Origin of the sequence: Streptomyces sp. NPDC052299 (genome assembly GCF_040679335.1) — a bacterium.
Classification (GTDB): domain Bacteria; phylum Actinomycetota; class Actinomycetes; order Streptomycetales; family Streptomycetaceae; genus Streptomyces.
On sequence record NZ_JBFAUP010000017.1, the window covers coordinates 154,554 to 181,171 of the forward strand.

Consider the following 26,618-nt stretch of genomic DNA (forward strand, 5'->3'; position numbering starts at 1 on the left):
GGTCACTCCTTCGGCCAGCCGCCGGTGGCCAGGAACCGGTCGATGGTCCGGGTGTACGGGGCGATGTCGAGGCCCTGCGCGGCCAGCCAGGCGTCGGAGTAGTACTTGTCGAGGTAGCGGTCGCCGGGGTCGCAGATCAGGGTGACGACGCTGCCCCGCTCGCCCCGGGCGACCATCTCGGCGATCAGTTTGAAGGCGCTCCACAGCCCCGTGCCGGTGGAGCCGCCCGCCTTGCGGCCGATGGCCCGTTCCAGGGCGCGCACGGCGGCGACGCTCGCCGCGTCCGGGACCTTCATCATCCGGTCGATGGCGCCGGGGACGAAGCTGGGCTCCATCCGGGGCCGGCCGATGCCCTCGATGCGGGAGCCGCAGTCGCTGGTGGCGTCGGGGTCGTGGTGCGTCCAGCCGTCGAAGAAGCAGGAGTTCTCCGGGTCGGGCACGCAGATCCGGGTGTCGTGCTGCATGTAGTGCACGTAGCGCGCGATGGTCGCCGAGGTGCCGCCGGTGCCGGCGGTGGCGACGATCCAGGTGGGCTCGGGGTAGCGTTCGAGCCGCAGCTGCTGGTAGACGGACTCCGCGATGTTGTTGTTGCCCCGCCAGTCGGTGGCCCGCTCGGCGTAGGTGAACTGGTCCATGTAGTGGCCGCCGGTCTCGGCGGCGAGCCGCGCCGATTCCTCGTACATCCGGCGCGAGTCGTCCACGAAGTGGCAGCGCCCGCCGTGGAATTCGATGAGCCGGCACTTCTCCGGGCTGGTGGTGCGGGGCATCACCGCGATGAACGGAACGCCGATGAGTTTGGCGAAGTACGCCTCCGAGACGGCGGTCGAGCCGCTGGACGCCTCGATGACCGGCTTGCCCGGTCTGATCCAGCCGTTGCAGAGTCCGTAGAGGAAGAGCGAACGCGCCAGCCGGTGCTTGAGGCTGCCGGTGGGGTGGGTCGATTCGTCCTTGAGGTAGAGGTCGATGCCCCAGCTCTCCGGCAGCGGGTAGAGCAGCAGATGGGTGTCGGCGGAGCGGTTGGCGTCGGCCTGGACCTTGCGGACGGCCTCCTTGAGCCAGGCCCGGTAGGCCGGGTCGGAGCGGTCGACGTCGACGGTCGGCGCGGCCGCGCCGCCGTGCCCCTGCTCGGTGGTGTCCATCTGCGCGCTTCTCCTCGTACGACGGGTCTCGGCGGGGCCCACGATATGCCCCCCACCTGCACAAACGTTGACTTTGATGGTCCATAGCAGTGCCTTGGTGTCGCGGCCGGACGCCTGCGCCCCCGCACGGCCCGAATGCGCCGTTTACGTACCGTCCCGCTCTGGTGCGCGGGCTCCGGGATGGGCACACTTCGTCTCAGAGGCATGACGAAGGGGGCGAAGGGGCCATGTCGGAAACGGAGTTCGGCACGACAGGTGTGACGGAGTTCAGCGCGACCGGTGTGCGCATCGACCGGTGGGCGCGCTCGGTCACCAGGGCGGGGCAGGTGACCGTGAAGGACGGGCGGGTGGCCCTCCTGACGAGCTACGGGCGGGAGATCGACAGCGCGCCGGTGGACACGGTGAGCGCGGGCAGACCGTGGTTCGCGGGGGCGGACGCCACGGTGGCGCGGGTCAACGGGACGCGGTACCGGCTGACCATGCGACGGCCGGACGGCAAACCCGGTGACGCCGCGCCCTCGCACCGGTTCCTGGAGGTGCTGTACAGCGCGGGAGGCCGCCGCTCCTGAGCCCGGCGGGGCGCGGGACACCGCGAGTTGCGGAGCCGTATGCCCTGAGCGACATTGGAGTCACGTCACTCATGGTGTACCGGCGGTGACACTGTGATCCAGGCCGCCGGCCCGGACTCAGCAGCAAGTCATGTGCTGGATCCGTTCCTTCGTCTTCTTCCGGACCTATTTCGGGGAGTCGCAGCCGTGATCAGCGAGCCAAGCAGGCACTGCACGGTGGAGCTCCAGGCCCTGCCGTCGCGGATCGGTCAGGTCCGCAGAATCATCTCGGCGCAACTGCGCTACTGGCATCTCGATTCTCTGATCGACCAGACAGCGCTGGGCGTCACCGAGCTCCTCACCAACGTCCACCGGCACGCGCAGCCGGACAAGTCATGCACCGTCGAGATCGAGCTGCTGCTCGAACGGCTCACGGTGTCCGTCCACGACCACGATCCACGGCTGCCCACCGTGCGCGAGGCCGACGACTCCAGTACGTCGGGGCGCGGGCTCGCGCTGATCGCCGCGGTCAGCGAGAGCTGGGGGGTGCGCCCCCGGGGCGGCGCGGGGAAGGTCGTGTGGTTCACGCTTCCCGCACCGGCACCGCTCGCCCCGCCGTCGCACGTGGTGTACGGGGCGACGACGGACGGGCCGTTCGACCTGAGCGTCCTGAAGCATCTGGAGGGCTCACCGCCCTCGGCGTCCCGGTCGGCCGTGGTGGGCTGACGCGAACGGCCACGACAGAGCGGGGCATCCCCACCGGGGTGCCCCGCTCGCGCATGCGCGACACCCCTCGCCTTTCTGTACCTACTAGTATGTACACTGCCCGTATGAGCACTCCGGACCGTCTGATCGAAGCCACCCGGGAGCTCCTGTGGGAGCGCGGCTACGTGGGCATGAGCCCCAAGGCCATCCAGCAGCACGCCGGTGTGGGCCAGGGCAGCATGTACCACCACTTCACCGGCAAACCGGATCTGGCCCTCACCGCCATCCGCCGCACGGCCGACGAGCTGCGGGAGTCCGTGGACCGGCTGCTCGACGCGCCCGGATCGGCGTACGAGCGGATCTCGGCCTATCTGCTGCGCGAGCGCGACGTGCTGCGCGGCTGCCCGGTGGGGCGGCTGACCATGGACCCGGACATCGTCGCGAGCGACGAGCTGCGGGAGCCGGTGGACGAGACCATCGCCTGGCTGCGCGACCGGCTCGCCGGCATCGTCCGCGAGGGCGTCGACCGGGGCGAGTTCGGCCCCGGCGTGGTGCCCGAGGACATCGCCGCCTCGATCGTCGCGACGGTGCAGGGCGGCTATGTGCTGGCCCGCGCCTCGGGTACGACGGACGCCTTCGAGGCGGGCGCACGAGGACTGCTCAGCCTGCTCACCCCGCCCGCCTGACCCACCGACCGCTTCGGGAGCAAAACGCACATGCGCATCACCAGGAACCGCCCCGACACCGAACCGGGCCCCTCCGCACACTTCAACGGCACGGTGTGGCTGGACGAGATCGCCGCCCCCGAACCGCCCTCCCGGCTGCGGATGTTCAGCGTGCACTTCGCACCGGGCGGCCACACCTCGTGGCACACCCACCCGCACGGCCAGGTCCTGCACGTCACGGAGGGCGAGGGCCTTGTGCAGCGCAGGGGCGGCCCGGTCGAGACGATCCGGGCCGGCGACACCGTATGGATCGAGCCGGACGAATGGCACTGGCACGGGGCGTCACCGCGCACGTTCATGACGCATCTCGCCGTGGTCGAGGCCGCTGCGGACGGCAGCACCATCCACTGGCACTCCGACGCACACGTCGCCGACTACCCGGCGTCCTGAGGAGCCCTTCGATGCATGCCACGCAGTACGAGATCACCCTGCCCGCCGATTACGACATGGACGTCATCCGCCACCGGGTGGCGACCCGCGGCCATCTCCTGGACGACTTCCCGGGGCTCGGGCTCAAGGCGTACCTGATGCGGGAGCGGGGCGCGGACTCCCCGGTCAACCAGTACGCGCCGTTCTACCTGTGGACCCGGCCGGAGGGCATGAACGCCTTCCTCTGGGGCTCCGGATTCCAGGGCATAGTCGAGGACTTCGGCCGTCCCGAGGTGCAGCACTGGACCGGTCTGTCGTACGAGGACGGGCCCGCGTCGTCGGCGCTCCCCCGCTCGGCGACCCGCCACCGCTCGCCCGTAGCGCCGTCGGTCGCCCCGGCGGACGCGGTGGAGGCGGCGCTGGAGGAGAGCCACCGGCTCGCGAGGACACCGGGCGCCGTCGCTTCGGCGCTGGCGGCCGATCCCCGTCACTGGGAGCTCCTGCACTTCACACTCTGGGACCACGAGGCCCCGGCCGCGCCCGGCGAGCGCTACCAGGTGCTCCACCTCAGCCGCCCCGAGCAGGACCGGATCACCAGGGGGCGGCAGTGGTAGCGGTCGTCCGCACCGTCCTCGGGGACATCGCTCCCGGGGAACTGGGGGTCTGCGACGCCCACGACCACCTCTTCCTGCGCAGCCCGGTGCTGCCGGGCCAGGAGCTGGACGACCCGGAGTGGGCGGCCGGCCGGCTGCGCGCCTTCCACGAGCTGGGCGGCCGGGCCGTGGTGCAGTGGACGCCGCACGGCATGGGGCGCGGGGCCGGTGCGCTGGCCGGGCTGTCCCGGGCGACGGGCACGCACGTGGTCGCCGCGACGGGGCTGCACCAGGCGGTGCACTACCCGCCGGAACTGCTGGACCGGATCAAGGACGACCTCGCCGCGCTCTTCGTCACGGAGCTGACCGAGGGCATCGGCGCCACCGGGGTGCGGGCCGGCCTGATCAAGGTGGCCGGCGCCTTCCACACGATCGACGCACACGCCCGGCTCACCATGACCGCGGCGGCCGGGGCCCATCACCGCACGGGCGCGCCGATCGCCGTTCACCTGGAGCTGGGCACGGCCGCGCTCGACGTCCTGGAGCTGCTGTGCGGGGAGTTGGGCGTGCCGCCGCACCGGGTGGTCCTCGGCCACCTCGGCCGCTCCCCGGACGGGGCGGTGCAGCGGGAGGCGGCGCGGGCGGGGGCCTTCCTGGCGTTCGACGGGCCGTCACGGGCGAACCACGCCACGGACTGGCGGCTTCCGGAGGAGCTGGCTGAGCTGGCCGGGGCGGGGTTCACCGGGCAGTTGCTGCTGGGCGGCGACACGACGGTGCCGGAGACGCCGGGCATGCCGTTCCTGCTGCGCCGCCTACGGCCCCGGCTCCAGGAGGTGCTGGGCGCCGACGTCATGGAGACGGTGCTGGTCGCCAACCCGGCCCGGGCGTTCGCGTTCGAGGCGCCGGGGGGCTGAACTCCTCAGGCGAGCGCCCCCAGCGGGTCGTCCAGGACCGGCTGCCAGGCCAGCTCCGCCGCCCCGACCAGGCTGTTGTGGTCGAGGGTGCAGGGCAGGATCGGCACGCTCCCGCTGCGCCCCCACAGGCTGCGGTCGGCCACCACCGCCCGCAGCCGCTCGGGGTCGGCGTCGAGCAGGGCGCGGTGGAGCCCGCCGAGGATGATCCGGTCCGGGTTGAGGATGTTGACGAGACCGGCGAGCCCCAGTCCGAGCCGGTCGATCAGCTCCTCGGCGGCGGTGCGCACGGCCGGGTCCCCGTACTCGTTGCGCAGCAGGTCCCCGGACTGCTTGAGCAGGGACTCCTCGGGGCCCGGGGTGCGCCCCGCGGCGGTGAGGAAGGCGAGTGGGTCGGTCTCCACGTCGAGGCAGCCGCGCCCGCCGCAGTGGCAGGGGCGGCCCTCGGGGTTGACGGTGAGGTGGCCGACCTCCAGGGCGAGGCCCGAACTCCCGGTGTGCAGGCGGCCGTCGAGGACGAGCGCCCCGCCCACGCCCCGGTGCCCGGTGGCGACGCACAGCAGGTGCTGGGCCTCGCGACCGGCGCCGTGCCGGTGTTCGGCGAGCGCGGCGAGGTTGACGTCGTTGCCGGTGAACGCCGGTCCCTCGATGCCCGCTTCGCGCACGCAGGTGGCGAAGATCTCGCGGACCGGGGCACCGGCGGGCCAGGCGATGTGCAGCGGATTGAGGGCGGTGCCCTCCGGCTCGGCGACCGCCGACGGCACCGCGAGCCCGGCCCCGACGCACCGCAGCCCGCTGTCCCGGAGCAGCCGTGCGCAGTGGTCCACGACCTCGCCGATGACCTGGGCCGGGTCTGCGGTGATGGTGACGCAGCCGGGGGCGGTCGCGACGAGCCGGCCGCCGAGGCCGACGAGCGCGGCGCGGAAGCCGTCCGCGTGCACCTGGGCGGCAACGGCCACCGGGCCCGATTCCCGTACGGCCAGCCGGTGCGAGGGCCGGCCCTGCGAACCCGCCGCCGAACCGGGGCTGGAGTCGACCCGGATCAGGCCGAGGGCCTCCAACTCGGCGGCGACCGCGCCCGCCGTCGCCCGGGTGACCCCCAGCTCGGAGGTGAGGACGGCGCGCGTGGGCGCGCGTCCGGTGTGGACCAGTTCCAGGGCGGGTCCGAGCGCGGTGCGGCCCCTCTCCAACTTCGTCCGGGTGGTGGTCGCCTTGCCGTTCATGGGGGCGAGTCTCCCATGATCCGGAGGTGCTTCCGACGCCGTGGTGGCCGACTTGCCCCGGGCGGCGGGCCTCGGTGCGCCCCGGGACCCAGCGCCGGGGACCGGGCGGGGCATCCGTCTTGCACCGGCCGCCGGGCCACCCCTATGCTGAGTTTGTGCCGCAACTAAACAAACTGCGGACGGCACTCCCGGGGGGACTTGGCGGCAACACCGCCCCGCTCTCGTCGGCCCGTCTCCGTACCGCGCTGACCGTGTTCTTCGCCCTCGACGGTTTCCTCTTCGCCGGCTGGGTGGTCCGCATCCCGGCCATCAAGCACCAGACAGGCGCCTCGGCCGCCACCCTCGGCCTCGCACTCCTCGGCGTCTCCGCCGGTGCCGTGATCACCATGACGCTGACCGGCCGGCTCTGCCGCCGGTACGGCAGCCACGCGGTGACCGTGGCCTGCGGCGTTCTCCTCTCGCTCAGCATCGCGCTGCCCGCCCGGACGCACTCCGCCCTTTCGCTGGGGCTCGTGCTGCTGGTCTTCGGTGCCGCGTACGGCGGGATGAACGTGGCGATGAACAGCGCGGCGGTGGACCTGGTCGCCGCCCTGCGCCGCCCCGTGATGCCCAGCTTCCACGCCGCGTTCAGCCTCGGCGGGATGCTCGGCGCGGGGCTCGGCGGACTCGTCGCGGGCGGCCTCTCGCCGTCCGTGCACCTCTCTCTTCTGACCGGAATCGGACTGCTCGTCACCGCGCTCGCCGGCCCGGTCCTGCTGCGGCACCCGGCGCCCGTGACCCCGGAGCGGGCGGATGCCCCGGCCACCCGCTCCGCGCAGCGGCTGTCCGGCCGGGCCCGCAGGGTGGTCCTGCTGTTCGGCCTGATCGCGCTCTGCACCGCGTACGGGGAAGGCGCACTGGCCGACTGGGGCGCCCTCCACCTGGAACAGGACCTGCACGCCCGCCCCGGGGTGGCCGCCGCCGGATACTCGCTGTTCGCGCTGGCCATGACGGCGGGCCGGCTCAGCGGCACGGCCCTGCTCGAACGGCTCGGACAGACCCGCATCCTGGTGGCGGGCGGCGCCACGGCGGCCGCCGGGATGCTCCTGGGCTCGCTCGCCCCGACGCCCTGGCTGGCGCTGCTCGGCTTCGCGGTCACCGGGATCGGCCTCGCCAACATCTTCCCGGTGGCGGTCGGCCGGGCCGGCGAGCTGGCCGGACCCGGCGGGGTCGCCGCGGCCTCGACGCTCGGTTACGGCGGCATGCTGCTCGGGCCGCCCGCGATCGGCTTCCTGGCCGACTGGTTCTCGCTGCCGGTGGCCCTGACCACGGTGGCGGTGCTGGCGGGTGCCGCGGCGGCCCTGGGGTACGGGGCGCGCAGGGCGGCGCAGACCTGACCGCCCGGACCCGGCCGGACGTCCCCCGGGACGCCCGGCCGGCTGGCACAATCCGTCCATGAAGATCACGGATCACATAGCGGCCCTGGCCGCCGAGGGCCGCCTGATGGCGGACGCGGCCGAAGAGGCGGGGACCGGGGCCCCGGTGCCGACCTGTCCCGACTGGCGGGTGGGCGATCTGCTCCGGCACACCTCGATGGTCCACTCCTGGGCCGCGGCCTTCGTGCGCGAGGGCCACACCTCGTACGTCCCCGACGCCGGGGAACCTCGGCTGGACGGCCCGGAGCTGCTGGCCCACTTCCGCGAAGGGCACCGGCTCCTGGTGGAGACGCTGGAGAACGCGCCGCAGGACGTGGAGTGCTGGTCGTTCCTCCCGGCGCCCTCGCCGCTCGCCTTCTGGGCCCGCCGCCAGGCCCATGAGACGACGATCCACCGGGTGGACGCCGAGTCCGCTCGCGGTGGCGGCCTCTCCCCCGTCGACGCCGGACACGCGCTGGACGGCATCGACGAACTGCTGCGGGGGATGCACGCCCGCCCCAAGAGCCGGGTGCGGACCGGGACCCCGTGCACGCTGCGGATCCGGGCGACGGACACGGACGCCGCGTGGACCGTACGGCTGTCCGCCGAGCCGCCGGTGGCGGTGCGCGAGGAGGCGCCGGACCCGACGTCCTCCGTGGACTGCGAGCTGAGCGGCCCCGCCGGGACGCTCTACCTCGCCCTGTGGAACCGGCTTCCGCTCTCGGAGCTCACGGTGACGGGCGACGAGGCGCCGGCCCGCCTCTGGCGCGACAACTCCTCGATCACCTGGTCGTGACCCCGTAGCGGGACTCAGCCGCGGCGGCCCAGGAGGCCCACGGTGCGGGCCAGTTCCGTGACGGCATGGCGGAAGAAGACCTCCCTCGCCTCCACCACCCCGTTGAACTGGCCGAACACCTCGAAGGAAATCAGCCCGAACAGCTGGGACCAGGCCGCGACGATCGGGGCGGCCACCGCAGGAGCCAGCCCGGGGGACACGTCCGCGGCGATCCGTTCGGCCTCGGGGCGCAGCTCGTCCGGGAGCGGCGGGAGCGCCAGGCCCTCGTCGCGGCGGGCCTCCTCCACGATGGCGATCAGCACCATGCCGACGCGTGCCGCGGGGCCGACGGTGTCCTGCGGCGCCGAATAACCGGGCACCGGCGAACCGTAGATGAGCGCGTACTCGTGCGGATGCGCCAGCGCCCAGTCGCGCACGGCGCAGGCGACCGCGACCCAGCGGGTGAGACCGGTGGCGGGGGCACCGGGTGATCCGGCGGCGCGGTGGGCGCGCTCGGCGGCCTCGCCGACCGCGTCGTAGGCGTCGACGATGAGAGCGGTCAGCAGGTCGTCCCGGCTCGGGAAGTAGCGGTAGAGGGCCGAGGAGGCCATGCCCAGTTCGCGCGCGACGGCGCGCAGCGACAGCTTCGCCGCGCCCTCGGCGGCGAGCTGTTTCCTCGCCTCGTCCTTGATGGCGGCGGTGACCTCGATACGGGCCCGTTCCCTGGCTCCCCGGATGGCGCTCATGGGGCTCAGTCTGCCACGCGTGCAGAGCGGCGACCAATAACGAGAGCACTGCTCTTGCTTTTGAGCGGCGCTCCCTACACACTGATCTCAAGCGAGAGCACTGCTCTCGAAAATGCTTTCTCCACCGTGGGGGTCACACACCATGTCTTCGACGCAGACGCAGCCGTACTACCTGCAGGGCAGCCCGCTCAACGTCCGCTTCAACAGCCTCGTCGGCTGGCTCGCACGCCATGGAATCAGCCTGCTCGGTTCGCAGGAGCTCTCCGTGCGGGGCCGCAAGAGCGGCCGCATGCAGCGCGTCCCGGTCAACCCTCACACCTACGAGGGCGAGCGGTACCTGGTCTCCGCCCGCGGCCACTCGCAGTGGGTGCGCAACATGCGGGCGGCGGGCGGCGGGGAGCTGCGCCGCGGCCGCCGGACGCGGGCCTTCTCGGCCGTGGAGATCGCGGACGACGCGCACAAGGCGGCCGTCCTCCGTACCTACCTGAAGCGGTGGGGCTGGGAGGTCAACCAGTACTTCCAGGGCGTCACGGCGAAGTCCACGGACGCCGAGATCCTGGCGGCCTGCCCGGACCACCCCGTGTTCCGGATCACCGATGCGGGCTGACGCACCGGACGGCGCGTCAGCCCCCGAAGGCCCGCGCTCTAACGGTCCATCGCCGAGAGCGCCCGCTGGGCCAGCGGGTGCGAACGGACCAGTTCGGCCAGCGAGGTCGTGCCGCGCGTGATGCCGGCGAACGCGTTCCACGCGGGGCGGAAGCCCGTCAGGACGGCGTGCAGCAGGCCGGGACGCCGCTCGAACAGCTTCAGCATGCGGCGGCCCACGCTCATCTCGACGCCGAGCCCGGCCTTGATGGCGAAGGCGTAGTTGAGCGCCTGGCGGCGGGCGTCCACCGCGTCGTGCGCCTCCGCGACGCGCACCGCCCACTCACCGGCGAGCCGTCCCGAGCGCAGGGCGAAGGAAATGCCCTCGCGGGTCCACGGCTCCAGCAGGCCGGCCGCGTCACCGCACACCAGCACCCGGCCGCGCGAGAGCGGCGAGTCCTCGCTGCGGCAGCGCGTGAGGTGGCCGGAGGAGATCTTCGGCTCGAAGCCGGCGAGGCCGAGCCGCGCGACGAAGTCCTCCAGATACCGCTTGGTGCCGGCGCCGTCGCCGCGCGCGGAGATCACGCCGACCGTCAGGGTGTCGCCCTTGGGGAAGACCCAGCCGTAACTGCCGGGCATCGGGCCCCAGTCGATGAGGACGCGGCCCGCCCAGTCCTCCGCCACGGTGGGCGGCACCGGGATCTCCGCCTCCAGGCCGAGGTCGACCTGGTCGAGCTTGACCCCGACATGGGCTCCTATCCGCCCGGCACTGCCGTCCGCGCCGACCACCGCGCGGGCCAGGACGGTCTCGCCGCCGGCCAGCACCACGGCGACGGTGCGCCGGTCCGGCACCGCGGCACCGTGCTGCTCCACCCGCGAGACGGTCGCCCCGGTGCGCAGTTCGGCACCGGCCTTCTGCGCCTGCTCGACCAGGCCCGCGTCGAACTCGGGGCGGTTGATGAGGCCGAAGAGCATTCGCTTCGAGCGGCGGGTGCGCGCCAGCCTGCCGTTGAGCGAGAAGGTGACCGCGTGGATCCGGTCCTTCAGGGGCAGTTCGAACCCGGGCGGCAACGCGTCGCGCGAGAATCCGATGATGCCGCCGCCGCACGTCTTGTAACGGGGCAGCTCCGCCTTCTCCAGGAGCAGTACCTTACGGCCGGCGACGGCCGCCGCGTATGCCGCGGAGGCTCCCGCCGGTCCGGCGCCGACTACGACGACGTCCCACACGGACGACTCTTCGTGCTCATGTCCGGCGTCTGCGTTCTCGCTGCTCACGATGTGCTTCTGCTCCCGATCCCACCAGTGGCCCAAGCTGCTCCCGGCATCCTACGGCGCGTTGTGGCCGAGAACCGCTGTGGGAGGATCGGCCGAGTCTCCGACGTGCCCGCGACGCCGCACTCCAGGCGGGCGAGTAACCGGAAACGTACACATAACGTCGCACCTACCAGGAGCGTGCCCCATGACCGGCCACCCGATTCCCGAGACCGTCGCCTCGCTGATGCCCCGCGCCAAGGCGGAGCTCACAGAGCTGGTGGCCTTCCAGTCGGTGGCGGACCCCGCGGTCTATCCGAAGAGCGAGTGCGAGGGCGCCGCCGAGTGGGTCGCCGCCGCGCTGCGTGCCGAGGGCTTCCAGGACGTCGCCCTGCTCGACACCCCGGACGGCACCCAGTCCGTCTACGGCTTCCTGCCCGGGCCCGAGGGCGCGCCGACCGTGCTGCTGTACGCGCACTACGACGTGCAGCCGCCGCTGGACGAGGCCGCGTGGATCTCCCCGCCGTTCGAGCTGACGGAGCGTGACGGGCGCTGGTTCGGCCGGGGCACGGCCGACTGCAAGGGCGGCTTCATCATGCATCTCCTCGCGCTGCGCGCCCTGAAGGCGGACGGCGGGGTGCCCGTATCGGTCAAGGTGATCGTGGAGGGTTCGGAGGAGCAGGGCACCGGCGGTCTGGAGCGGTACGCCGAGGCGCACCCCGCACTCCTGGCCGCCGACACCATCGTGATCGGTGACACCGGCAACTTCCGGGTGGGGCTGCCGACCGTGACCTCGACGCTGCGCGGCATGACGATGCTGCGGGTCCAGCTGGACACGCTGGAGGGCAACCTCCACTCGGGGCAGTTCGGCGGTGCCGCCCCCGACGCGCTCGCCGCGATGATCCAGCTGCTCGCCTCGCTGCGCGCCGAGGACGGCTCGACCACGGTCGACGGTCTGACCGCGGACGAGGAGTGGGACGGGCTGCAGTACCCGGAGGAGGAGTTCCGCAAGGACGCCAAGGTCCTCGACGGGGTGGGGCTCGTGGGTACGGGCACGGTCGCCGACCGGATCTGGGCGCGGCCGTCGGTGACCGTGATCGGCATCGACTGCCCCGCGGTGGTCGGCGCGACGCCCTCCGTGCAGGCGAGCGCCCGTGCGCAGATCAGCCTGCGGGTGCCGCCGGGCCAGGACGCGGAGCAGGCCACGAAGCTCCTGACCGCGCACCTGCTCGCGCACGCCCCGTGGGGTGCGAAGGTCTCCGTCGAGCAGGTCGGGCAGGGACAGCCGTTCCGCGCGGACATCGCGAGCCCGGCGTACACCGCGATGGCCGACGCCATGCGGATCGCGTACCCGGGCCAGGAGATGCAGTCCTCCGGCATGGGCGGCTCGATCCCGCTGTGCAACACCCTGGCCGGGCTGTACCCGGACGCGGAGATCCTGCTGATCGGGCTCAGCGAGCCGGAGGCCCAGATCCACGCGGTGAACGAGAGCGTGTCGCCCGAGGAGCTGGAACGGCTCTCCGTGACCGAGGCGCTGTTCCTGCGCAACTACGCGGCGTCAAAGGCGGTCTGAGACCTCGCCGGGGCCCGGGCTACGCGTTGAGCGAAGCTCGCGGAGAGCGTAGATCCATGCGGTGGCCGGGCGCGTCGTCCTAGGTTCGCCGCATGGATCTCGTAGAGGTGCTTCCGCAGTTGCACATGTTCCGCTTCCCGATCGGCCAGGCGTATCTCTGGCGCGACGGAACGGAGCTGACCCTGATCGACGCGGGCGACGTGAACGCGGCGTCCGCCATCGAGGAGGCGGTGCGGGGCCTCGGCCTCGACCCCGCCGGCATCACCCGGATCGTCATCACCCACGGCCACCGGGACCACTACGGCGCCGCCCAGGAGCTGGCCGACCGCCACGGTGCCGAGATTCTGGCGCACCAGCTGGACGCGCCGGTGGTCCGGGGCGAGGAGGAGGTCGGGGAGCCGGTGCTCCTGGACTGGGAACGCCCGCTGTACGAGCACGCGTTGACCGTTCCCCCGGCTCCCCCGACCCGGGTCGACACCGAGCTGTCCGACGGGGTGGTGCTGCCGTTCGGGGGCGGGGCGCGGGTCGTCCACTCCCCCGGGCACACGCCGGGCTCCATCGGTGTGCATCTCCCCCGGCACGGCGTGCTGTTCACCGGCGACTGCGTGGCCGGGGTGGGGCAGGTGATGCTGGGTGTCTTCAACATCGACCGGGAGCAGGCCGTGGCCTCGTTCCGACGGCTGGCCGAGCTGGCACCGGCCACGGTCTGCTTCGGCCACGGCGACCCCCTCACCGAGGACGCCGCCGCGGTCCTGCGGGCCTCAGCCGACAGGGACGCCGGCCTCCAGGTTGAGCACGGCTGAGCGTTCCCGGGCCCGCAGTGCCCAGCACAGCCGTTCGTAGCGGGTGGGCGGCAGCAGGGTGGCCGCCTCCGCCTCGGTGACGAACCGCCAGCCGCGCAGCTCGGAGCCGGGGAGCAGCAGCCGTTCCGCGTCCGCCCGGGGCAGCAGTCCGCCGTCGAAGAGGAGGCGCAGCCCTCCGTATCCGGGCGGGTCGGGCGCCTCCCAGTCGATGACGAGCAGCTTGGGCACCCGGTCGAGCTGGATGCCGATCTCCTCGGCGACCTCCCGGATGCCGGCCTGTGCGGGGGCCTCGCCCGCCTCCACGACGCCGCCGGGGAACTCCCAGCCGGGCTTGTACGTGGGGTCGACGAGCAGGAACCGGTCGTGCTCGTCGAACAGGAGCACCCCGGAGGCGACCGTCTCCGCCGTGGGCTCGGGGGTCTGGACGATCTCGCAGGCGGGGGCGGCGTCGGTGCGTACGGCCTCCGCGATGCGCTCCGCCGTCTCGCGCGGGGTGAGCGCGCCGTTGTCGATGGTGTGGGCGTCCCCGGTGATCCAGCCGAGGGCCGATCGGTAGGGTTCGATGCGGTCGTACGCCCAGCGGCCGGTCGGGTCCACGCCCTCCGCGTCTCCGGGGAATTCGGCCCGGTGGGCGATGCGCTCGCGCAGGATCGTTTCCTCAGGTGAGAGCAGTACATGGCGCACCGGTATGCGCCGGGCGGCCAGGCCGCCGAATATCTCGTCGCGGTACTCCTGCCGCAGGAGCGTCATCGGCACGACGAGGACGCCGCCCAGCTCGGCGAGGAGCGCGGCGGCGGTGTCCACCACGAGGCGGCGCCAGATCGGCAAGTCCTGGAAGTCCGTCACTTCGGCGAGCTTCTTCTGGGGCAGCAGGCTTCTGAGCCCCGTCCCGGTGAGTTCCGGGTCGTACAAGGTGCTGTTCGGGATCAGATCGATCAGTTCACGCGCGGCGCTGGTCTTTCCGGCGCCGAACGCACCGTTGATCCAGACGATCACGGTTCCCCCTCTTCCGTAGCAGCCCCCTGTGGCTTGCCCGCAACACCCCGCTGCGAAAACCCGCCCGGGGCGATGCGTTACGCGGACGGGCCGGCGGACGCCCTCCCGGGGCTACGGTGTATCGCCCCGCCAGTCCCACTTGTCCGGCTCGTCCGGGCGCGGCCCGTACTCGGCGCGGCCGCCCGGTCCGTACGCACCGATCTCGGTGACCAGGGCGGAGCCGTCCGCGAGGGCCACCTCCGTCCACCCCGTCACGTCGAGGAGCAGGCCGTCCAGGGGTCCGCCGACCAGTTCCCGGTACTGGCGGCCCGGCCGGGGGCCCGGGTCGGGGTCCTCGTGGTCGGCGCCGTACACCCGCCGTCGCATGATCTCGTCCATGCACGCAGGATCGCACCCGCCACTGACAACGGCGGGCCCGCGCGGACCGTGGCGGGCCTCCGGCTTCACGCGATGGTCACAACTCCATCACTTGCGGAGGATTGCCCTCCCATGCGTCCGGCGCCCTGGTTACGGTCGTCCCTCCACACAACCCGGGGGGTCCCATGTCGCACAACCCGTCACCGCAGCCGCCGCCTTGGGGGCCGCCGCCGCAGCCGTCCCCGTTCGGCCCGCAGGGGCCCGGCGGCCCCGGGGGCGGCGCGCCCCGCTGGGCGAGGAAACGCGTCGTCATCCCGGCGGCGACCGTTCTCTTCTTCATCGGCGTGGGCATGGGCGCCGCCGGCGGGGACTCCGGCGGCGCGGACAGGAGCGAGGCCGCGGCGAAGTCCTCGCCGGCGCCGACCGTCACCGCCACGGTGTCGGTCACGCCCGCGCCGGAGCCCGCCGTGACCGAGACGGTGACCGCGAGCCCCAAGGCGGTGCCGACCGTCACGAAGACGAAGACCGTCAAGGTCACCGTCGCGCCCGAGGCCCCCGTCGGCGGCTCGGACGACTCCGCTTCGGACGACTCCGGTTCGGGCGGGGGCGGCTCGGCGTACTACGCGAACTGCACCGCCGTCCGCGCGGCCGGTGCGGCCCCGATCCGCCGGGGCGACCCGGGGTACGGCCGTCACCTCGACCGCGACGGGGACGGCGTGGCCTGCGAGTAGGGCGTGGTGACGGGGTGCCCGGCGGTGCCGCCGGGCGCCCCGTCATCCCTTGCCGGACCCCAGCGTGAGTCCTGCGATGAAGTGCCGCTGGAGCAGCAGGAACACGATGAGCGTCGGCAGCGCGACGATCACCGAACCGGCGGCGAGCAGGTTGTAGTCGGTGAAGAACTGCCCGCGCAGGTTGTTCAGCGCGGAGGTGATGGGCAGTTTGTCGCCGTCGGAGATGAAGACCAGCGCCCACAGGAAGTCGTTGTACATCCAGGTGAACTGGAGCGTGCCCAGCGCGGCGAGCGCCGGGCGGCACAGCGGCAGGGTGATCCGCCAGAACCGCGTCCACACCCCGGCGCCGTCCACCACCGCCGCCTCCAGGATCTCCGGCGGGAGGGTGCGCATGAAGTTGGCCAGGACGAACACGCAGAAGCCGATCTGGAAGCCGATCTGCACCAGCACGACGGCCCAGTAGGAGTCGAACATCGTCATCGAGTCGGACATCCAGTACGGCAGCGGAATCCGGTTGAAGACGACGTACAGCGGGGTGACGATCACCTGCTGCGGAAGCAGGTTTCCGGCCGTGAAGAGCATCAGCAGGACCAGGCCGCCGCGCATGTTCAGCCGGGCGAGCGCGAAGGCCACGAACGAGGCGAGGAACAGGGTGATCAGGACGCCTGGTACCGCGATGATCAGGGTGTTGACGAAGTACTTCGTCATGCCGGAGTCGGTGAACGCCTGCCGGTAGTAGTCCAGTGAGAGATGGCGCGGCAGCGAGAAGTAGCCGTACTCGGAGGTCTCGGCGTACGGCCGCAGCGAGGCGTAGACCGCGAGGAGCAGCGGGGCGAGGAAGGCCAGCGAGACCGCGGTCAGGAAGACGTGCACACCGAGCCGGCCGGGGCGGAGCCCGCGGCGGGCCGCGACGGGGGCGGCGGGTGCCGGGCGTACGGGGGTGGCCCGCGTGGTGGTCATCGGTCTTTCTCCCCTCGGAGCTCCTGGACCAGGTACGTCACCACGAATCCGAGGGAGACGGTCAGCAGGACGACGGCGATCGCGGAGCCGAACCCGATCCTGCTGGCCTCGCCGATGATGTTGTCGGTGACGAGCACGGAGAGCAGTTCGAGGCCGTTGCGGCCGTGGTTGACCGCGTACACGATGTCGAAGGCGCGCAGCGACTCGATGACGGTGATGACGCCGACGATGACGTTGACCGGCCGCAGGGTCGGGAAGACGACGCGGAAGAAGGTCTGCGCCTCGCTCGCCCCGTCGATCGCCGCCGCCTCCTTGAGGGACTGGTCGACGGCCTTGAGCCCGGCGAGGTAGAGGATCATCACATAGCCGGTGTGCCGCCAGGCGGCTGCCAGCAGGACCATCCAGATGTTGAGGTCCGGATCGCCGAGCCAGTCCGTCGGGTTCTCCGTGTCGCCGATGACGGCGTTGAGCGCGCCCTGGTCCCGCGAGAACACGAGCTGGGCGATGAAGCCGACCACCGCGAGCGAGAGCACGACGGGCATGTACAGCGTGGACTGGTAGAAGCGGCTGAATCGCACGCCCCGGTCGATCAGTACGGCCAGGAGCAGCCCGAACGGGGTGGCGACGAGGCCGAGGAAGGCGAGCCAGAGCAGATTGTGCCGGGCGGCCGGCCAGAACTGCGGGTAGTTCGTGAAGAGGTCCGCGTAATTGCGGGTCCCGACCCACTCGATGTCGCCGATCCCGTCCCAGCTGGTGAACGAGAGGACGACGGAGGCCAGGGTCGGGCCCCAGACGATGGCGAGGTCGAGCAGGACGGGCAGACCGAGCAGCACAGCGAGCACGACGAGGTCGCGGCGGGTGTACCGCCGCGTGCCCCGTCGTCGGGTGCGCCTCCCCGAGATGAACGGCACGGTGCGTACTCCCGGTTCAGTCCGAGGCGAAGATGGTCTTCTTCTGCCGTTCGATGTCGTTGACCAGGCCGTCCACGTCGTTCGGGCTGCTGATGAACTTCTGGATCGCGGGGATCATGACCGTCGACGCGAAGTCCGGACGGGTGTCCCGGTCGAGGAACTGCGAGATCTGCTTGGCGCCCGAGACGAGTGCGACGGCCTTCTTCTGGATCGCGGAGTACCCGGAGGTGTCCGCCTCCTCGCTGACCGCGATGTTGTTGGGGTCGCTCTTGAGGTAGATGTCCTCGGCCTTGCCGGTGGCGAGCCACTTCACGAGGTCCTTGGCGCTCTCCAGCGTCTTCTTGTTCTTCAGGTTCTTGGACTTCTTGGCCAGCAGGAACCCGTCGATGGGCGCCTCCACCGCGTCCTGGCCGTGCTCGGGGCTGATCTCGGGGAACGGGAAGAAGTCCAGGTCGCCCTGTTCGTCCTTCGGGAACTGCTGCCCGGGGTGCGGGAGTCCGAGCACGGTCATGCCCGCCTCGCGCTTCTGGAGGCTGGTGGCGGCCTCCTGCCAGGTACGGCCGTTGGCGCCGGGCTGGCAGTACGGGAGCAGGCGCCGCCAGGTGTCGAAGACGTTTCGGACGCGCTTGTCCGTCCAGGCTTCCTCACCGGCCATGAGGCTCTTGTGGAATTCGTATCCGTTGGTGCGCATGTTGATGTAGTCGAAGGTGCCCATGGCGGGCCAGCCGTCCTTGTCGCAGAACGCGATGGGGTCGAGCTTGTCCTTCTTCATCTGCTCGGCGAGCGCCACGTACTCGTCCAGCGTTTTGGGCGCCTGATAGCCGCGCTCGGCGAACAGGCTCTTCCGGTGGAAGACGGCCCACGGATAGTAGTAGTACGGGGTGAGGTACTGCTTGCCGTCCTCGCCGCTGGACTGGTCCTTCAGGGCGTCGGAGAATCCCGTGTAGTGCTGCCAGTTGTCGCTGATGTCGTAGAGCAGGCCCTTCTTCGCGAAGAACTGCATGCGATACCCGGCGAACCACATGAAGACGTCGTCGGGCTTGCCCTGGAGATAGCGGTTGATGTTTTCCTGGAAGGTGTTGTGGTCGACGGTGTTGACCTTCACCTTCCGGCCGTCCGACTGGGCCGCGTACGCCTTGAACGCGTCGGCGAACGCCTTCTTGGGAACGGGGTCGGACGCGTTGGATCCCAGAGTGACGGTCTTGCCGTCCCCGCCCGGGCCACCGCCGCACGCGGTGAGCAGGGCGGGAAGCGTGACCGCGCCGGCACCGAGCGCCGCGCCGCGCAACAGGCTCCGCCGGGACATCCGGTGTCCCGCGACGCTACCGGGCAGATTCGATCTGTCGTACGAGTGTGCCATGACCCCGTCCTCCGGAAGGCAACCGAACACAACCGAACGTGCGCTTGGATCTCACCCCCAACATGGGGCGCAGTCAAGGGTTTTGACGAGATGCAGCCGACCGGACACCCGCCCTCTTCCAACAGACTTCAACACGCTCTAACGTATTCGCTCGTCTTGGTGTGCACATGTCGACACCCGATCCGGCACGAGTACGGAGGAACGTAACGATGCGTCATCTTCCAAGCCGTCCCACCCGAGCGAGCCGCCACAGAGTCCTCGGAGCCCTGACCGCGGGCCTCCTGTGTACGGCGGGGGCCGCGGTGCCCGCCGCCGCACAGTCCCCCGCGCCGGCACCGGCACCGGCCGCCGGCATCCAGGCCGCGAACGGACTGGCCCTCACCCCGCCCATGGGCTTCAACAACTGGAACTCCACGCATTGCCGCGCCGAATTCAACGAGGCGATGGTCAAGGGAATCGCCGACATCTTCGTCGAAAAGGGGCTGAAGGACGCCGGGTACGAGTACGTCAACCTCGACGACTGCTGGGCGGTTCCGCACCGCAACGCGGAAGGAAAGCTGGAAGCCGATCCGGTGCGCTTCCCGCACGGCATCAAGGCGGTCGCGGACTATGTGCACGCGAAGGGCCTCAAGCTGGGAATCTACACCAGTGCCGGTACCAAGACCTGCGACAGCGTGGGGCTTCCCGGGGCGCTCGGCCACGAGTACAGCGACGCGCAGCAGTTCGCCGACTGGGGCGTCGACTATCTCAAGTACGACAACTGCAACAACCAGGGCGTGGACGCCAAGGAGCGCTATACGACCATGCGCGACGCACTCGTCGCGACCGGCCGTCCCATCGTGTACAGCATTTGCGAATGGGGCCAGAACAAGCCCTGGGAATGGGCAGCCGATCTGGGCAACCTCTGGCGCACCACGGGTGACATCAACGACAGCTGGGGCAGCATGCTGTCGATCATGAAGCAGAACCTCCCGCTCGCCGCCGCGGCGGGCCCGGGCCACTGGAACGACCCCGACATGCTGGAGGTCGGCAACGGCGGGATGACGGACACCGAGTACCGCACCCACTTCTCGATGTGGTCGGTGATGGCGGCACCGCTGCTCATCGGTTCCGATCTGCGCACCGCCTCCCAGGAGACGTTCGACATCCTCTCCAACGAGGAGGTCATCGCCGTCGACCAGGACCCGCTGGGCAAGCAGGGCACCGTGCTCTCGTCGGAGGGCGGACGCTGGGTCGTCGCCAAGGAGATGGCGGACGGCTCCCGGGCCGTGGCGCTGTTCAACGAGACCGGCAGCGCCCAGCGGATCGCCACCACGGCCGCCGCGGCCGGTCTGCCGGACGCCTCCGGGTACACCGTGCGCGATCTGTGGGAGCACACCACCCGCAACACCGCGGGCGGCATCTCGGCGACCGTGCCGGCCCACGGCACCGTGCTGCTGCGCGTCGCCGCCGACCCCCGCTGGGCCACGCACCCGCCGGCCGTCGAACTCGCCCTGGAGGGCAGCCCGCTGCTCGAGGCGGGCCGCACCGCAGCCCTGACGACCGAGGTCACCGACCTGGGCCGCACGCCCGCCCTCACGGTGTCGGCCGCGCTCACCGGCCCGGCCGGCTGGCGGGTCGAGTCCGCGTCGGCGACGAGCACCGCGGCGCTGCCCACCGGCCGGGCGCTGGCCACCCGGTGGCGGGTGACGGCCCCCGCGGGGACGGCCCCGGGCACTTACGACCTGACGCTCACCGCCCGGTACGTCTCCCACACCGGTGAGCGGGTCCGGTCCACCGTCCCGTTCCAGGCCCATGTGGTGGTGCCGCCCCCGTCCGGCGGCGGCTACCTCAGCGACCTGCCGCAGCTCAGCGCCTCCAACGGCTACGGCCCGGTCGAGAAGGACACCAGCAACGGCGAGAGCGCCGCGGGCGACGGCCACCCGCTGACCATCGGCGGCCAGGTGTACGCCAAGGGGCTCGGCGTGCACGCGGCGAGCAGCGTCGAGTACTACGCGGGCCGCGCGTGCACCGCCGTGACGGCGCAGGTGGGAGTGGACGACGAGAAGGGCACCAAGGGCAGCGTGGCCTTCGAGGTCTGGGCGGACGGCAAGAAGGCCGCATCCACCGGGGTCCTGACCAACGCGATGGCCCCGCAGCCCCTCTCGGCGGACGTGACCGGGGCTCAGGTCGTCCGGCTGGTGGTCACGGACGGCGGAGACGGCGTCGACTCGGACCACGCGGACTGGGGGGACCTGCGGATCACCTGCTGAGCGGGTCCGCGAGCGGACGGGCGGTGGCGGCCAGCGCGGCCGCCGCCGCACCGACCAGGCCCGCGTCGTTGCCCATGACCGCGGGCACCACCGTCAGATGCTGGACGAAGGAGAGCGTGGCGTACCGGCGCAGGGCCGAGCGCAGGGGCGCGAACAGCAACTCGCCCGCACCGGCCACCCCGCCGCCGATCACCGCGATGTCGATCTCGACCAGGGTCGCCGTCGCCGCGATCCCCGCCGCCAGGGCCTGCCCGGCCCGTTCGAAGGACGCCAGGGCGACCGGGTCGCCGGCCCGTGCGGCGGCCGCGACGCCGACCGCGGTCGCGTCGCCGTCGGGGCCGGGCCGCCAGCCCGCGTCCAGCGCGCGGCGCGCGATGTTGGGGCCGCTCGCGATGCGCTCGACGCAGCCGCGCGCCCCGCACGGGCAGAGGTCTCCGTCGAGGTCCACGCTGATGTGCCCGATGTGGCCGGCGTTCCCGCTGGGGCCGGGGTGCAGGGCTCCGCCGAGGACGAGGCCGCCGCCGACGCCGGTCGAGACGACCATGCACAGCGCGTTGTCATGGCCTCGCGCCGCGCCGAGCCAGTGCTCCGCCGCGGTGATCGCGACGCCGTCGCCGACCAGTGCGACCGGCAGGCCGCCGGTGGCATCGGCGACCCGCTCGACCAGGGGGAAGCCCCGCCAGCCGGGCACGTTGACCGGGCTGACCGTCCCCTCGGCGGCATCCACCGGGCCCGCGCTGCCGATGCCGACGGCCGTCGCGTCGCCCCAGCGCGGGGACGCGGCCAGCTCGGAGAGGACGCCGCCGACCGCCGCCATGACGCGTTCGCCGCTCTCCTGCGCGGGCGTCGGCCGCTGGGCCCGCGCCACGAGCGCGCCGTCCCGGTCCACCAACGCGCCGGCGATCTTGGTGCCCCCGATGTCCAGGGCGGCGACGAGGTGGTTCTGCATCGGTGTGGCTCCGGGTGGTGTGGACGGGACCTGTGGCTCAGGTGCACGGTCTGCCCAGTCTCCATTCCCTTGACAACGTTGTCCAGGGCCTATGCTCGACGCCACACCCTCCGGGACCCCACGGCAGCCGCCGTGGCCCGCGGGACAGCCGACCGACGACAGGACAGCGCACCGTGGCCGAGACCGCCCGTCATCCCGAGCCCCGTTACGGCAACCGGCCGACCATGAAGGACGTGGCCGCCCGGGCCGGGGTGGGCCTGAAGACGGTCTCGCGCGTGGTCAACAGCGAGCCCGGGGTCACCCCGGACACCGAGCGCCGCGTGCAGGAGGCCATCGACGCGCTCGGCTTCCGCCGCAACGACAGCGCGCGGGTGCTGCGCAAGGGCCGGACCGCCTCCATCGGCCTGGTCCTGGAGGACCTGGCCGACCCCTTCTACGGACCGCTGAGCCGCGCGGTCGAGGAGGTGGCCCGCGCCCACGGCGCACTGCTCATCAACGGCTCCAGCGCCGAGGACCCGGAGCGCGAACAGGAGCTGGTCCTCGCCCTGTGCGCGCGCCGGGTCGACGGGCTGATCGTGATCCCGGCCGCCGACGACCACCGCTATCTGGAGCCGGAGATCAAGGCCGGCGTCGCGACCGTCTTCGTGGACCGCCCGGCCGGGCAGATCCAGGCGGACATGGTGCTCTCGGACAGCTTCGGCGGGGCGCGCGAGGGCGTCGCCCATCTGATCGCGCACGGCCACCGCCGCATCGGTTTCATCGGCGACCAGCCGCGCATCCACACCGCGACCGAGCGTCTGCGCGGCTACCACGCGGCGATGGCGGAGGCCGGGATCACCGTTCAGGAGTCCTGGGTCTCGCTGGGCTCCACGGACCCCGAACGCGTCCGGGCCGCCGCCGAGGCGATGCTCGCGGGTCCGGAGCCGGTGACGGCGCTGTTCTCCGGCAACAACCGGGTGACGGTGACGGTGGTGCGGGTCCTCGCGGACCGGGAGCGGCCGGTCGCCCTGGTCGGCTTCGACGACATCGAGCTGGCGGACCTGCTCGGCATCACCGTCATCTCCCAGGACCCGGCGGCGGCGGGCCGCACCGCCGCCGAACACCTCTTCCGGCGCCTGGACGGGGCCGGTCATCCCCCGGCGCGCGTGGAGCTCCCGACCCGGCTGATCGCCCGCGGCACCGGGGAAATCCCGCCGTCCTGAACGGAGTTGGGTACCCTGACGCGCCATGTGGCCGATCGGGGAAGGGTCCGGAATCCGGATGAGGGAACGCACACTGGAGGCTCTCGGTCTCGACGCGGCACCGCGCGAGCATCCGCTGACCTACCCGGGGGCCTGGCCCACCGAGTCGGGTCTGCTGCTCGGGGACACCTATCTGCGGCTGTCCCCCGAGCCGGACACGGGCCTCGATCGGTGGCCGGTGCAGTGCGACGGGCCCGGGAGCGGGGTGCCGCTCGACGAGGTCCTCGCCGGCACGGGTGCGCCGCCGGTCGACGAGCGGACCCCCGTGCTCGCGATCGGGTCCAACGCCTGCCCGGGGCAGCTCCGGTACAAGATGGCGGAACGGGGCCTCTCCGCGGTGATCCCGATGGTCATGGCGCGCGTGACGGGCATCGAGGCCGGCGTCTCCGCCCATGTGAGCCCGCTCGGCTACGTCTCGGCGTCACCGTTCCACGCGCCGGGGCGGACGCGTGACCTGTTCGTCACGTGGCTGGACGCGGTCCAGCTGGAACACGTCGATCACAGCGAGGGCGTCTTCCTCCCGGAGGGCGCGTACGACCGGGTCTTCCTGCCGGCCGACCGCTTCCCCGTGGAGATGCCGTCCGGTGAGCTCCTGAACGGCGTCCACGCGTACGTCCACCGCCTGGGCGTTCTCGCCGACGGGACGGGCGCGCCCTGGACCCATCCCGGGGAGCGGCAGGTGCTCACGGAGCTGATCACCCGGTCGCCGCTGCTGCGCGAGTGGTTCGGCGGCACTCCGGAGGAGTTCAGCGCCCACGCGCTCGGCGACGCCCGGCTCTGCGAGAGGGGCACACGTCTGCTCCGGGACGAGGGACACACCCTGCGCTCCGGACTGGAGTCCCTCGTCCCGGAGCGGGGCCCGTCGGCGCCCGCCCCCGAGCCGCCGGTGAACCCCGCAGGCGAGGGAGTCCCCGCCTGACGCCCGGTCCGGCCGCTACGGCGCCGTGACCGTCAGGCTGCCGCGCCGGGGCGAGGCGAAGGCGTCGAGATCGGCGCGGGTCAGCCCGGTCAGCTTCGCCACCTCGTCGGTGTCCAGGGCGCCGCAGTCGATGCCGCGCAGCAGGTAGCCGCTGAGCGCCTTGGCGGTGGCCGGTTCGTCCATCACGTCGCCGCCGGCCTTGGAGACGTACGCGGCGAGCCGGGCGGCGGCCTGCTCCAGACCCTCGCGGTAGAACGCGTAGACGGCCGCGTAGCGGGTCGGCAGGTGCCCAGGGTGCATGTCCCAGCCCTGGTAGTAGGCGCGGGCCAGGGCGCGCCACGTGAGGCCGTAGTGCAGCCGCCACGCCTCGTGGACCTGCGGGGTGGGGCCGACGGGCAGCACGTTGGTCGAGCCGTCGGAGACGCGCACGCCGGTGCCCGCGGCGGCGACCTGCATGACGGCCTTGGCGTGGTCGGCGGCCGGGTGGTCGCTCGCCTGGTACGCGGCGCTGACGCCGACGCACGCGCTGTAGTCGAACGTGCCGTAGTGCAGCCCGGTCGCCCGCCCCCGCGCCGCGTCGATCATGCGGGCCACGGCGGCGGTGCCGTCGGCGGCCAGGATGGACTGGCTGGTCTCGATCTGGATCTCGAAGCCGATGCGCCCCTCGGGCAGCCCGTGCGCCCGCTCGAAGGCGTCGAGGAGCTGGACGAAGGCGGTGACCTGCTCGGGGTACGTCACCTTCGGCAGGGTGAGGACGAGCCCGTCGGGGAGCCCGCCCGCCCGCATGAGGCCGGTCAGGAAGACGTCCGTGGTCCGGATGCCCCGGTCGCGGACGGCGGCTTCCATGCACTTCATCCGGATGCCCATGTACGGCGCGGCGGTGCCGTCGGCGTACGCCTCCGAGACGAGCCGGGCCGCACGGGCGGCGGCCTCGTCCTCCTCGGCGTCGGAGCGGGGTCCGTAGCCGTCCTCGAAGTCGATCCTCAGGTCTTCGACCGGCTCGCGCTCCAGCTTGGCGCGGACCCGGTCGTGGACGGGCCCGGCCAGCTCGTCCGGGATGCCGAGCACCGCGGCGAGGGCCGCCGCGTCGGGGGCGTGCTCGTCGAGGGCCTTCAACGCCTCGTCGCCCCAGGTGCGCAGGGTACGGGCGGTGAAGACGTCACCCGGTACGTAGACCGTGTGCACGGGCTGGCGGGTGCCGGGGTCGCCCGGGTAGCGGCGGGCGAGTTCGGCGTCCACCGGGGCGAGGGAGGCACTGATCCCGTCGCTGACCGCACCGTCGAGGCTCGTCGCCACCTTCTCCTGCTGACCCATCGTCCGCACCCTCCATGCTCCCGCTATTTCCGCTTCCCGGAAACAACAATCCGTATAGTGAAGCTATAAGGCGCTCGCACCCGAGTCAACGGTGTCCGGAAACGCCGCGGGGCCGCACGGTGCGTTCACCGTGCGGCCCCGGGCCGCTGCTCGTACGAAACCGTCCGGCGATCAGCCCTTGCGGGTGTTGATCTCCTCGGTGAGCTGGGGGACGACGTCGAAGAGGTCACCGACGACGCCGTAGTCCACGAGGTCGAAGATCGGGGCCTCGGCGTCCTTGTTGACCGCGACGATCGTCTTCGAGGTCTGCATGCCGGCCCGGTGCTGGATCGCGCCGGAGATGCCCGAGGCGATGTAGAGCTGCGGCGAGACGGACTTGCCGGTCTGGCCGACCTGGTTGGTGTGCGGGTACCAGCCGGCGTCCACCGCCGCACGCGACGCGCCCACCGCGGCCCCCAGCGAGTCCGCGAGGGCCTCGATGACCGCGAAGTTCTCCGCGCCGTTGACACCACGGCCACCGGAGACCACGATCGCGGCCTCCGTCAGCTCCGGACGGCCCGTCGACTCACGCGGCGTACGCGAGAGCACCTTCGTACCGGTGGCCTGCGCCGAGAAGGAGACCGGTACGGTCTCGACGGCGCCGGCGGCCGCCGCCGGCTCGACCGGGGCCGAGTTCGGCTTCACCGTGATGACCGGAACGCCCTTGGAAACACGGGACTTGGTGGTGTACGAGGCGGCGAACGCGGACTGCGTGGCGACCGGGCCCTGGTCGCCGGCTTCCAGGTCGACGGCGTCGGTGATGATGCCGGAGCCGATGCGGACCGCGAGGCGGGCCGCGATCTCCTTGGCCTCCGCGGAGGAGGACAGCAGCACGGCGGCCGGGGACACGGCGTCGAAGGCGGCCTGGAGCGCGTCCACCTTCGGTACGACCAGGTAGTCGGCGAACTCGGGGGCGTCGGCGGTCAGCACCTTGACCGCACCGTGCTCGGCGAGCACGCCGGCGGTGTCGGCGGCGCCGTTGCCCAGGGCGACGGCGACGGGCTCACCGATGCGGCGGGCGAGCGTCAGCAGCTCCAGGGTGGGCTTGCGGACGGCACCGTCCACGTGGTCGACATAGACGAGAACTTCAGCCATGGGACTTCAATCTCCTGCGTGTGCGAAGTAGACGGGGGTGGGAGGGGACGCCGGTGCTCAGATGAACTTCTGGCCGGCCAGGAACTCGGCCAGCTGCTTGCCGCCCTCGCCCTCGTCCTTCACGATCGTGCCCGCGGTCCGGGCCGGACGCTCC

Annotated in this window: 27 protein-coding genes and 1 pseudogene; 15 read left to right on the plus strand and 13 right to left on the minus strand. The window is 72.1% G+C overall.

The window, feature by feature from the left end:
• Nucleotides 1-2: 2 nt before the first annotated feature.
• A complete protein-coding gene (locus tag AB0L33_RS26710) occupies nt 3-1,139 on the minus strand; it encodes a PLP-dependent cysteine synthase family protein (RefSeq protein ID WP_365685498.1) in 1,137 nt (378 codons plus the stop codon).
• A gap of 227 nt (nt 1,140-1,366) precedes the next feature.
• On the opposite strand from AB0L33_RS26710, the gene AB0L33_RS26715 reads away from it, so the two are divergent.
• The 6 genes from AB0L33_RS26715 (at nt 1,367) to AB0L33_RS26740 (ending at nt 4,993) form a co-directional block, all read left to right on the plus strand.
• Nucleotides 1,367-1,708, plus strand: a complete 342-nt coding sequence (locus AB0L33_RS26715; RefSeq protein ID WP_365685500.1) for a hypothetical protein — start codon at nt 1,367-1,369, stop codon at nt 1,706-1,708.
• A gap of 186 nt (nt 1,709-1,894) precedes the next feature.
• A complete protein-coding gene (locus AB0L33_RS26720) occupies nt 1,895-2,413 on the plus strand; it encodes an ATP-binding protein (protein ID WP_346342031.1) in 519 nt (172 codons plus the stop codon).
• An 89-nt stretch (nt 2,414-2,502) separates the two neighbouring features.
• On the plus strand, nt 2,503-3,078 hold the full coding sequence (locus tag AB0L33_RS26725; RefSeq protein ID WP_365685501.1) for a TetR/AcrR family transcriptional regulator: 576 nt from the start codon (nt 2,503-2,505) through the stop codon (nt 3,076-3,078).
• Between the two features lie 30 nt (nt 3,079-3,108).
• Entirely contained in the window at nt 3,109-3,507 is a 399-nt protein-coding gene (locus tag AB0L33_RS26730; RefSeq protein WP_365685503.1) for a cupin domain-containing protein, read from the plus strand.
• Nucleotides 3,508-3,518: 11 nt separating this feature from the next.
• Nucleotides 3,519-4,100: a DUF4865 family protein gene (locus AB0L33_RS26735; RefSeq protein WP_365685504.1), complete on the plus strand. Its 582-nt coding sequence runs from the start codon at nt 3,519-3,521 to the stop codon at nt 4,098-4,100.
• Nucleotides 4,094-4,993, plus strand: a complete 900-nt coding sequence (locus AB0L33_RS26740; protein WP_365685505.1) for a phosphotriesterase — start codon at nt 4,094-4,096, stop codon at nt 4,991-4,993. The genes AB0L33_RS26735 and AB0L33_RS26740 overlap by 7 nt, the downstream gene beginning before the upstream one ends.
• A gap of 5 nt (nt 4,994-4,998) precedes the next feature.
• On the opposite strand, the gene AB0L33_RS26745 is transcribed toward AB0L33_RS26740, so the two are convergent.
• A complete protein-coding gene (locus AB0L33_RS26745) occupies nt 4,999-6,213 on the minus strand; it encodes an ROK family protein (protein WP_365685507.1) in 1,215 nt (404 codons plus the stop codon).
• 155 nt (nt 6,214-6,368) lie between these two features.
• Here AB0L33_RS26745 and AB0L33_RS26750 point away from each other — a divergent pair, with 155 nt between their 5' ends.
• Complete coding sequence (locus AB0L33_RS26750; RefSeq protein ID WP_365685508.1) at nt 6,369-7,589, plus strand: MFS transporter; 1,221 nt, start codon at nt 6,369-6,371, stop codon at nt 7,587-7,589.
• A 58-nt stretch (nt 7,590-7,647) separates the two neighbouring features.
• Complete coding sequence (locus AB0L33_RS26755) at nt 7,648-8,403, plus strand: maleylpyruvate isomerase family mycothiol-dependent enzyme (protein ID WP_365685509.1); 756 nt, start codon at nt 7,648-7,650, stop codon at nt 8,401-8,403.
• A 14-nt stretch (nt 8,404-8,417) separates the two neighbouring features.
• Here the strand turns inward: AB0L33_RS26755 and AB0L33_RS26760 are convergent, their stop codons facing one another.
• Nucleotides 8,418-9,128 (minus strand): TetR/AcrR family transcriptional regulator, encoded by a 711-nt coding sequence (locus AB0L33_RS26760; protein ID WP_365685511.1) that lies wholly within the window; start codon nt 9,126-9,128, stop codon nt 8,418-8,420.
• Nucleotides 9,129-9,270: 142 nt separating this feature from the next.
• On the opposite strand from AB0L33_RS26760, the gene AB0L33_RS26765 reads away from it, so the two are divergent.
• Nucleotides 9,271-9,735, plus strand: coding sequence for a nitroreductase/quinone reductase family protein (locus AB0L33_RS26765; RefSeq protein WP_365685513.1), 465 nt, complete (start codon nt 9,271-9,273; stop codon nt 9,733-9,735).
• Nucleotides 9,736-9,773: 38 nt separating this feature from the next.
• Here the strand turns inward: AB0L33_RS26765 and AB0L33_RS26770 are convergent, their stop codons facing one another.
• Entirely contained in the window at nt 9,774-10,988 is a 1,215-nt protein-coding gene (locus AB0L33_RS26770) for a geranylgeranyl reductase family protein (RefSeq protein ID WP_365685515.1), read from the minus strand.
• Between the two features lie 184 nt (nt 10,989-11,172).
• On the opposite strand from AB0L33_RS26770, the gene AB0L33_RS26775 reads away from it, so the two are divergent.
• Both AB0L33_RS26775 and AB0L33_RS26780 read left to right on the plus strand, forming a co-directional pair.
• Nucleotides 11,173-12,537: a dipeptidase gene (locus tag AB0L33_RS26775; protein ID WP_365685516.1), complete on the plus strand. Its 1,365-nt coding sequence runs from the start codon at nt 11,173-11,175 to the stop codon at nt 12,535-12,537.
• A 92-nt stretch (nt 12,538-12,629) separates the two neighbouring features.
• Nucleotides 12,630-13,340 (plus strand): MBL fold metallo-hydrolase, encoded by a 711-nt coding sequence (locus AB0L33_RS26780; RefSeq protein WP_365685518.1) that lies wholly within the window; start codon nt 12,630-12,632, stop codon nt 13,338-13,340.
• Here AB0L33_RS26780 and AB0L33_RS26785 read toward each other — a convergent pair.
• Both AB0L33_RS26785 and AB0L33_RS26790 read right to left on the minus strand, forming a co-directional pair.
• Nucleotides 13,299-14,336: an NUDIX domain-containing protein gene (locus AB0L33_RS26785; protein ID WP_365685520.1), complete on the minus strand. Its 1,038-nt coding sequence runs from the start codon at nt 14,334-14,336 to the stop codon at nt 13,299-13,301. The two genes, AB0L33_RS26780 and AB0L33_RS26785, sit on opposite strands and share 42 nt — an antisense overlap.
• A 111-nt stretch (nt 14,337-14,447) precedes the next feature.
• Nucleotides 14,448-14,714, minus strand: a complete 267-nt coding sequence (locus AB0L33_RS26790) for a hypothetical protein (protein ID WP_365685522.1) — start codon at nt 14,712-14,714, stop codon at nt 14,448-14,450.
• Between the two features lie 164 nt (nt 14,715-14,878).
• On the opposite strand from AB0L33_RS26790, the gene AB0L33_RS26795 reads away from it, so the two are divergent.
• Nucleotides 14,879-15,424, plus strand: a complete 546-nt coding sequence (locus AB0L33_RS26795) for an excalibur calcium-binding domain-containing protein (RefSeq protein WP_365685523.1) — start codon at nt 14,879-14,881, stop codon at nt 15,422-15,424.
• Nucleotides 15,425-15,466: 42 nt separating this feature from the next.
• On the opposite strand, the gene AB0L33_RS26800 is transcribed toward AB0L33_RS26795, so the two are convergent.
• The 3 genes from AB0L33_RS26800 to AB0L33_RS26810 are packed head-to-tail and all read right to left on the minus strand — an operon-like array spanning nt 15,467 to nt 18,601.
• Nucleotides 15,467-16,384 (minus strand): carbohydrate ABC transporter permease, encoded by a 918-nt coding sequence (locus tag AB0L33_RS26800; RefSeq protein ID WP_365685524.1) that lies wholly within the window; start codon nt 16,382-16,384, stop codon nt 15,467-15,469.
• A complete protein-coding gene (locus AB0L33_RS26805; protein ID WP_365685525.1) occupies nt 16,381-17,295 on the minus strand; it encodes a sugar ABC transporter permease in 915 nt (304 codons plus the stop codon). Before AB0L33_RS26805 ends, AB0L33_RS26800 begins: the two co-directional genes overlap by 4 nt.
• Nucleotides 17,296-17,311: 16 nt before the next feature.
• Nucleotides 17,312-18,601 carry an ABC transporter substrate-binding protein gene (locus tag AB0L33_RS26810; protein ID WP_365685526.1) on the minus strand — a complete coding sequence of 430 codons (1,290 nt, stop codon included), beginning with the start codon at nt 18,599-18,601 and terminating at the stop codon, nt 17,312-17,314.
• A 263-nt stretch (nt 18,602-18,864) separates the two neighbouring features.
• Here AB0L33_RS26810 and AB0L33_RS26815 point away from each other — a divergent pair, with 263 nt between their 5' ends.
• Nucleotides 18,865-20,907, plus strand: coding sequence for an NPCBM/NEW2 domain-containing protein (locus AB0L33_RS26815; protein WP_365685527.1), 2,043 nt, complete (start codon nt 18,865-18,867; stop codon nt 20,905-20,907).
• Here the strand turns inward: AB0L33_RS26815 and AB0L33_RS26820 are convergent.
• Complete coding sequence (locus tag AB0L33_RS26820) at nt 20,897-21,856, minus strand: ROK family protein (protein ID WP_365685529.1); 960 nt, start codon at nt 21,854-21,856, stop codon at nt 20,897-20,899. The two genes, AB0L33_RS26815 and AB0L33_RS26820, sit on opposite strands and share 11 nt — an antisense overlap.
• Before the next feature lie 173 nt (nt 21,857-22,029).
• On the opposite strand from AB0L33_RS26820, the gene AB0L33_RS26825 reads away from it, so the two are divergent.
• Both AB0L33_RS26825 and AB0L33_RS26830 read left to right on the plus strand, forming a co-directional pair.
• On the plus strand, nt 22,030-23,058 hold the full coding sequence (locus AB0L33_RS26825; RefSeq protein ID WP_365685530.1) for a LacI family DNA-binding transcriptional regulator: 1,029 nt from the start codon (nt 22,030-22,032) through the stop codon (nt 23,056-23,058).
• A gap of 58 nt (nt 23,059-23,116) precedes the next feature.
• Nucleotides 23,117-24,016, plus strand: a complete 900-nt coding sequence (locus AB0L33_RS26830) for a hypothetical protein (RefSeq protein ID WP_365685532.1) — start codon at nt 23,117-23,119, stop codon at nt 24,014-24,016.
• A gap of 15 nt (nt 24,017-24,031) precedes the next feature.
• Here AB0L33_RS26830 and AB0L33_RS26835 read toward each other — a convergent pair whose 3' ends face one another.
• From AB0L33_RS26835 to AB0L33_RS26845, 3 genes and pseudogenes are all read right to left on the minus strand, one after another.
• Entirely contained in the window at nt 24,032-25,330 is a 1,299-nt protein-coding gene (locus AB0L33_RS26835) for an aldolase/citrate lyase family protein (RefSeq protein WP_365685534.1), read from the minus strand.
• A gap of 171 nt (nt 25,331-25,501) precedes the next feature.
• Nucleotides 25,502-26,464, minus strand: a complete 963-nt coding sequence (locus AB0L33_RS26840; RefSeq protein ID WP_365685535.1) for an electron transfer flavoprotein subunit alpha/FixB family protein — start codon at nt 26,462-26,464, stop codon at nt 25,502-25,504.
• 57 nt (nt 26,465-26,521) lie between these two features.
• Nucleotides 26,522-26,618, minus strand: a pseudogene (locus AB0L33_RS26845) (electron transfer flavoprotein subunit beta); the annotation flags it as partial.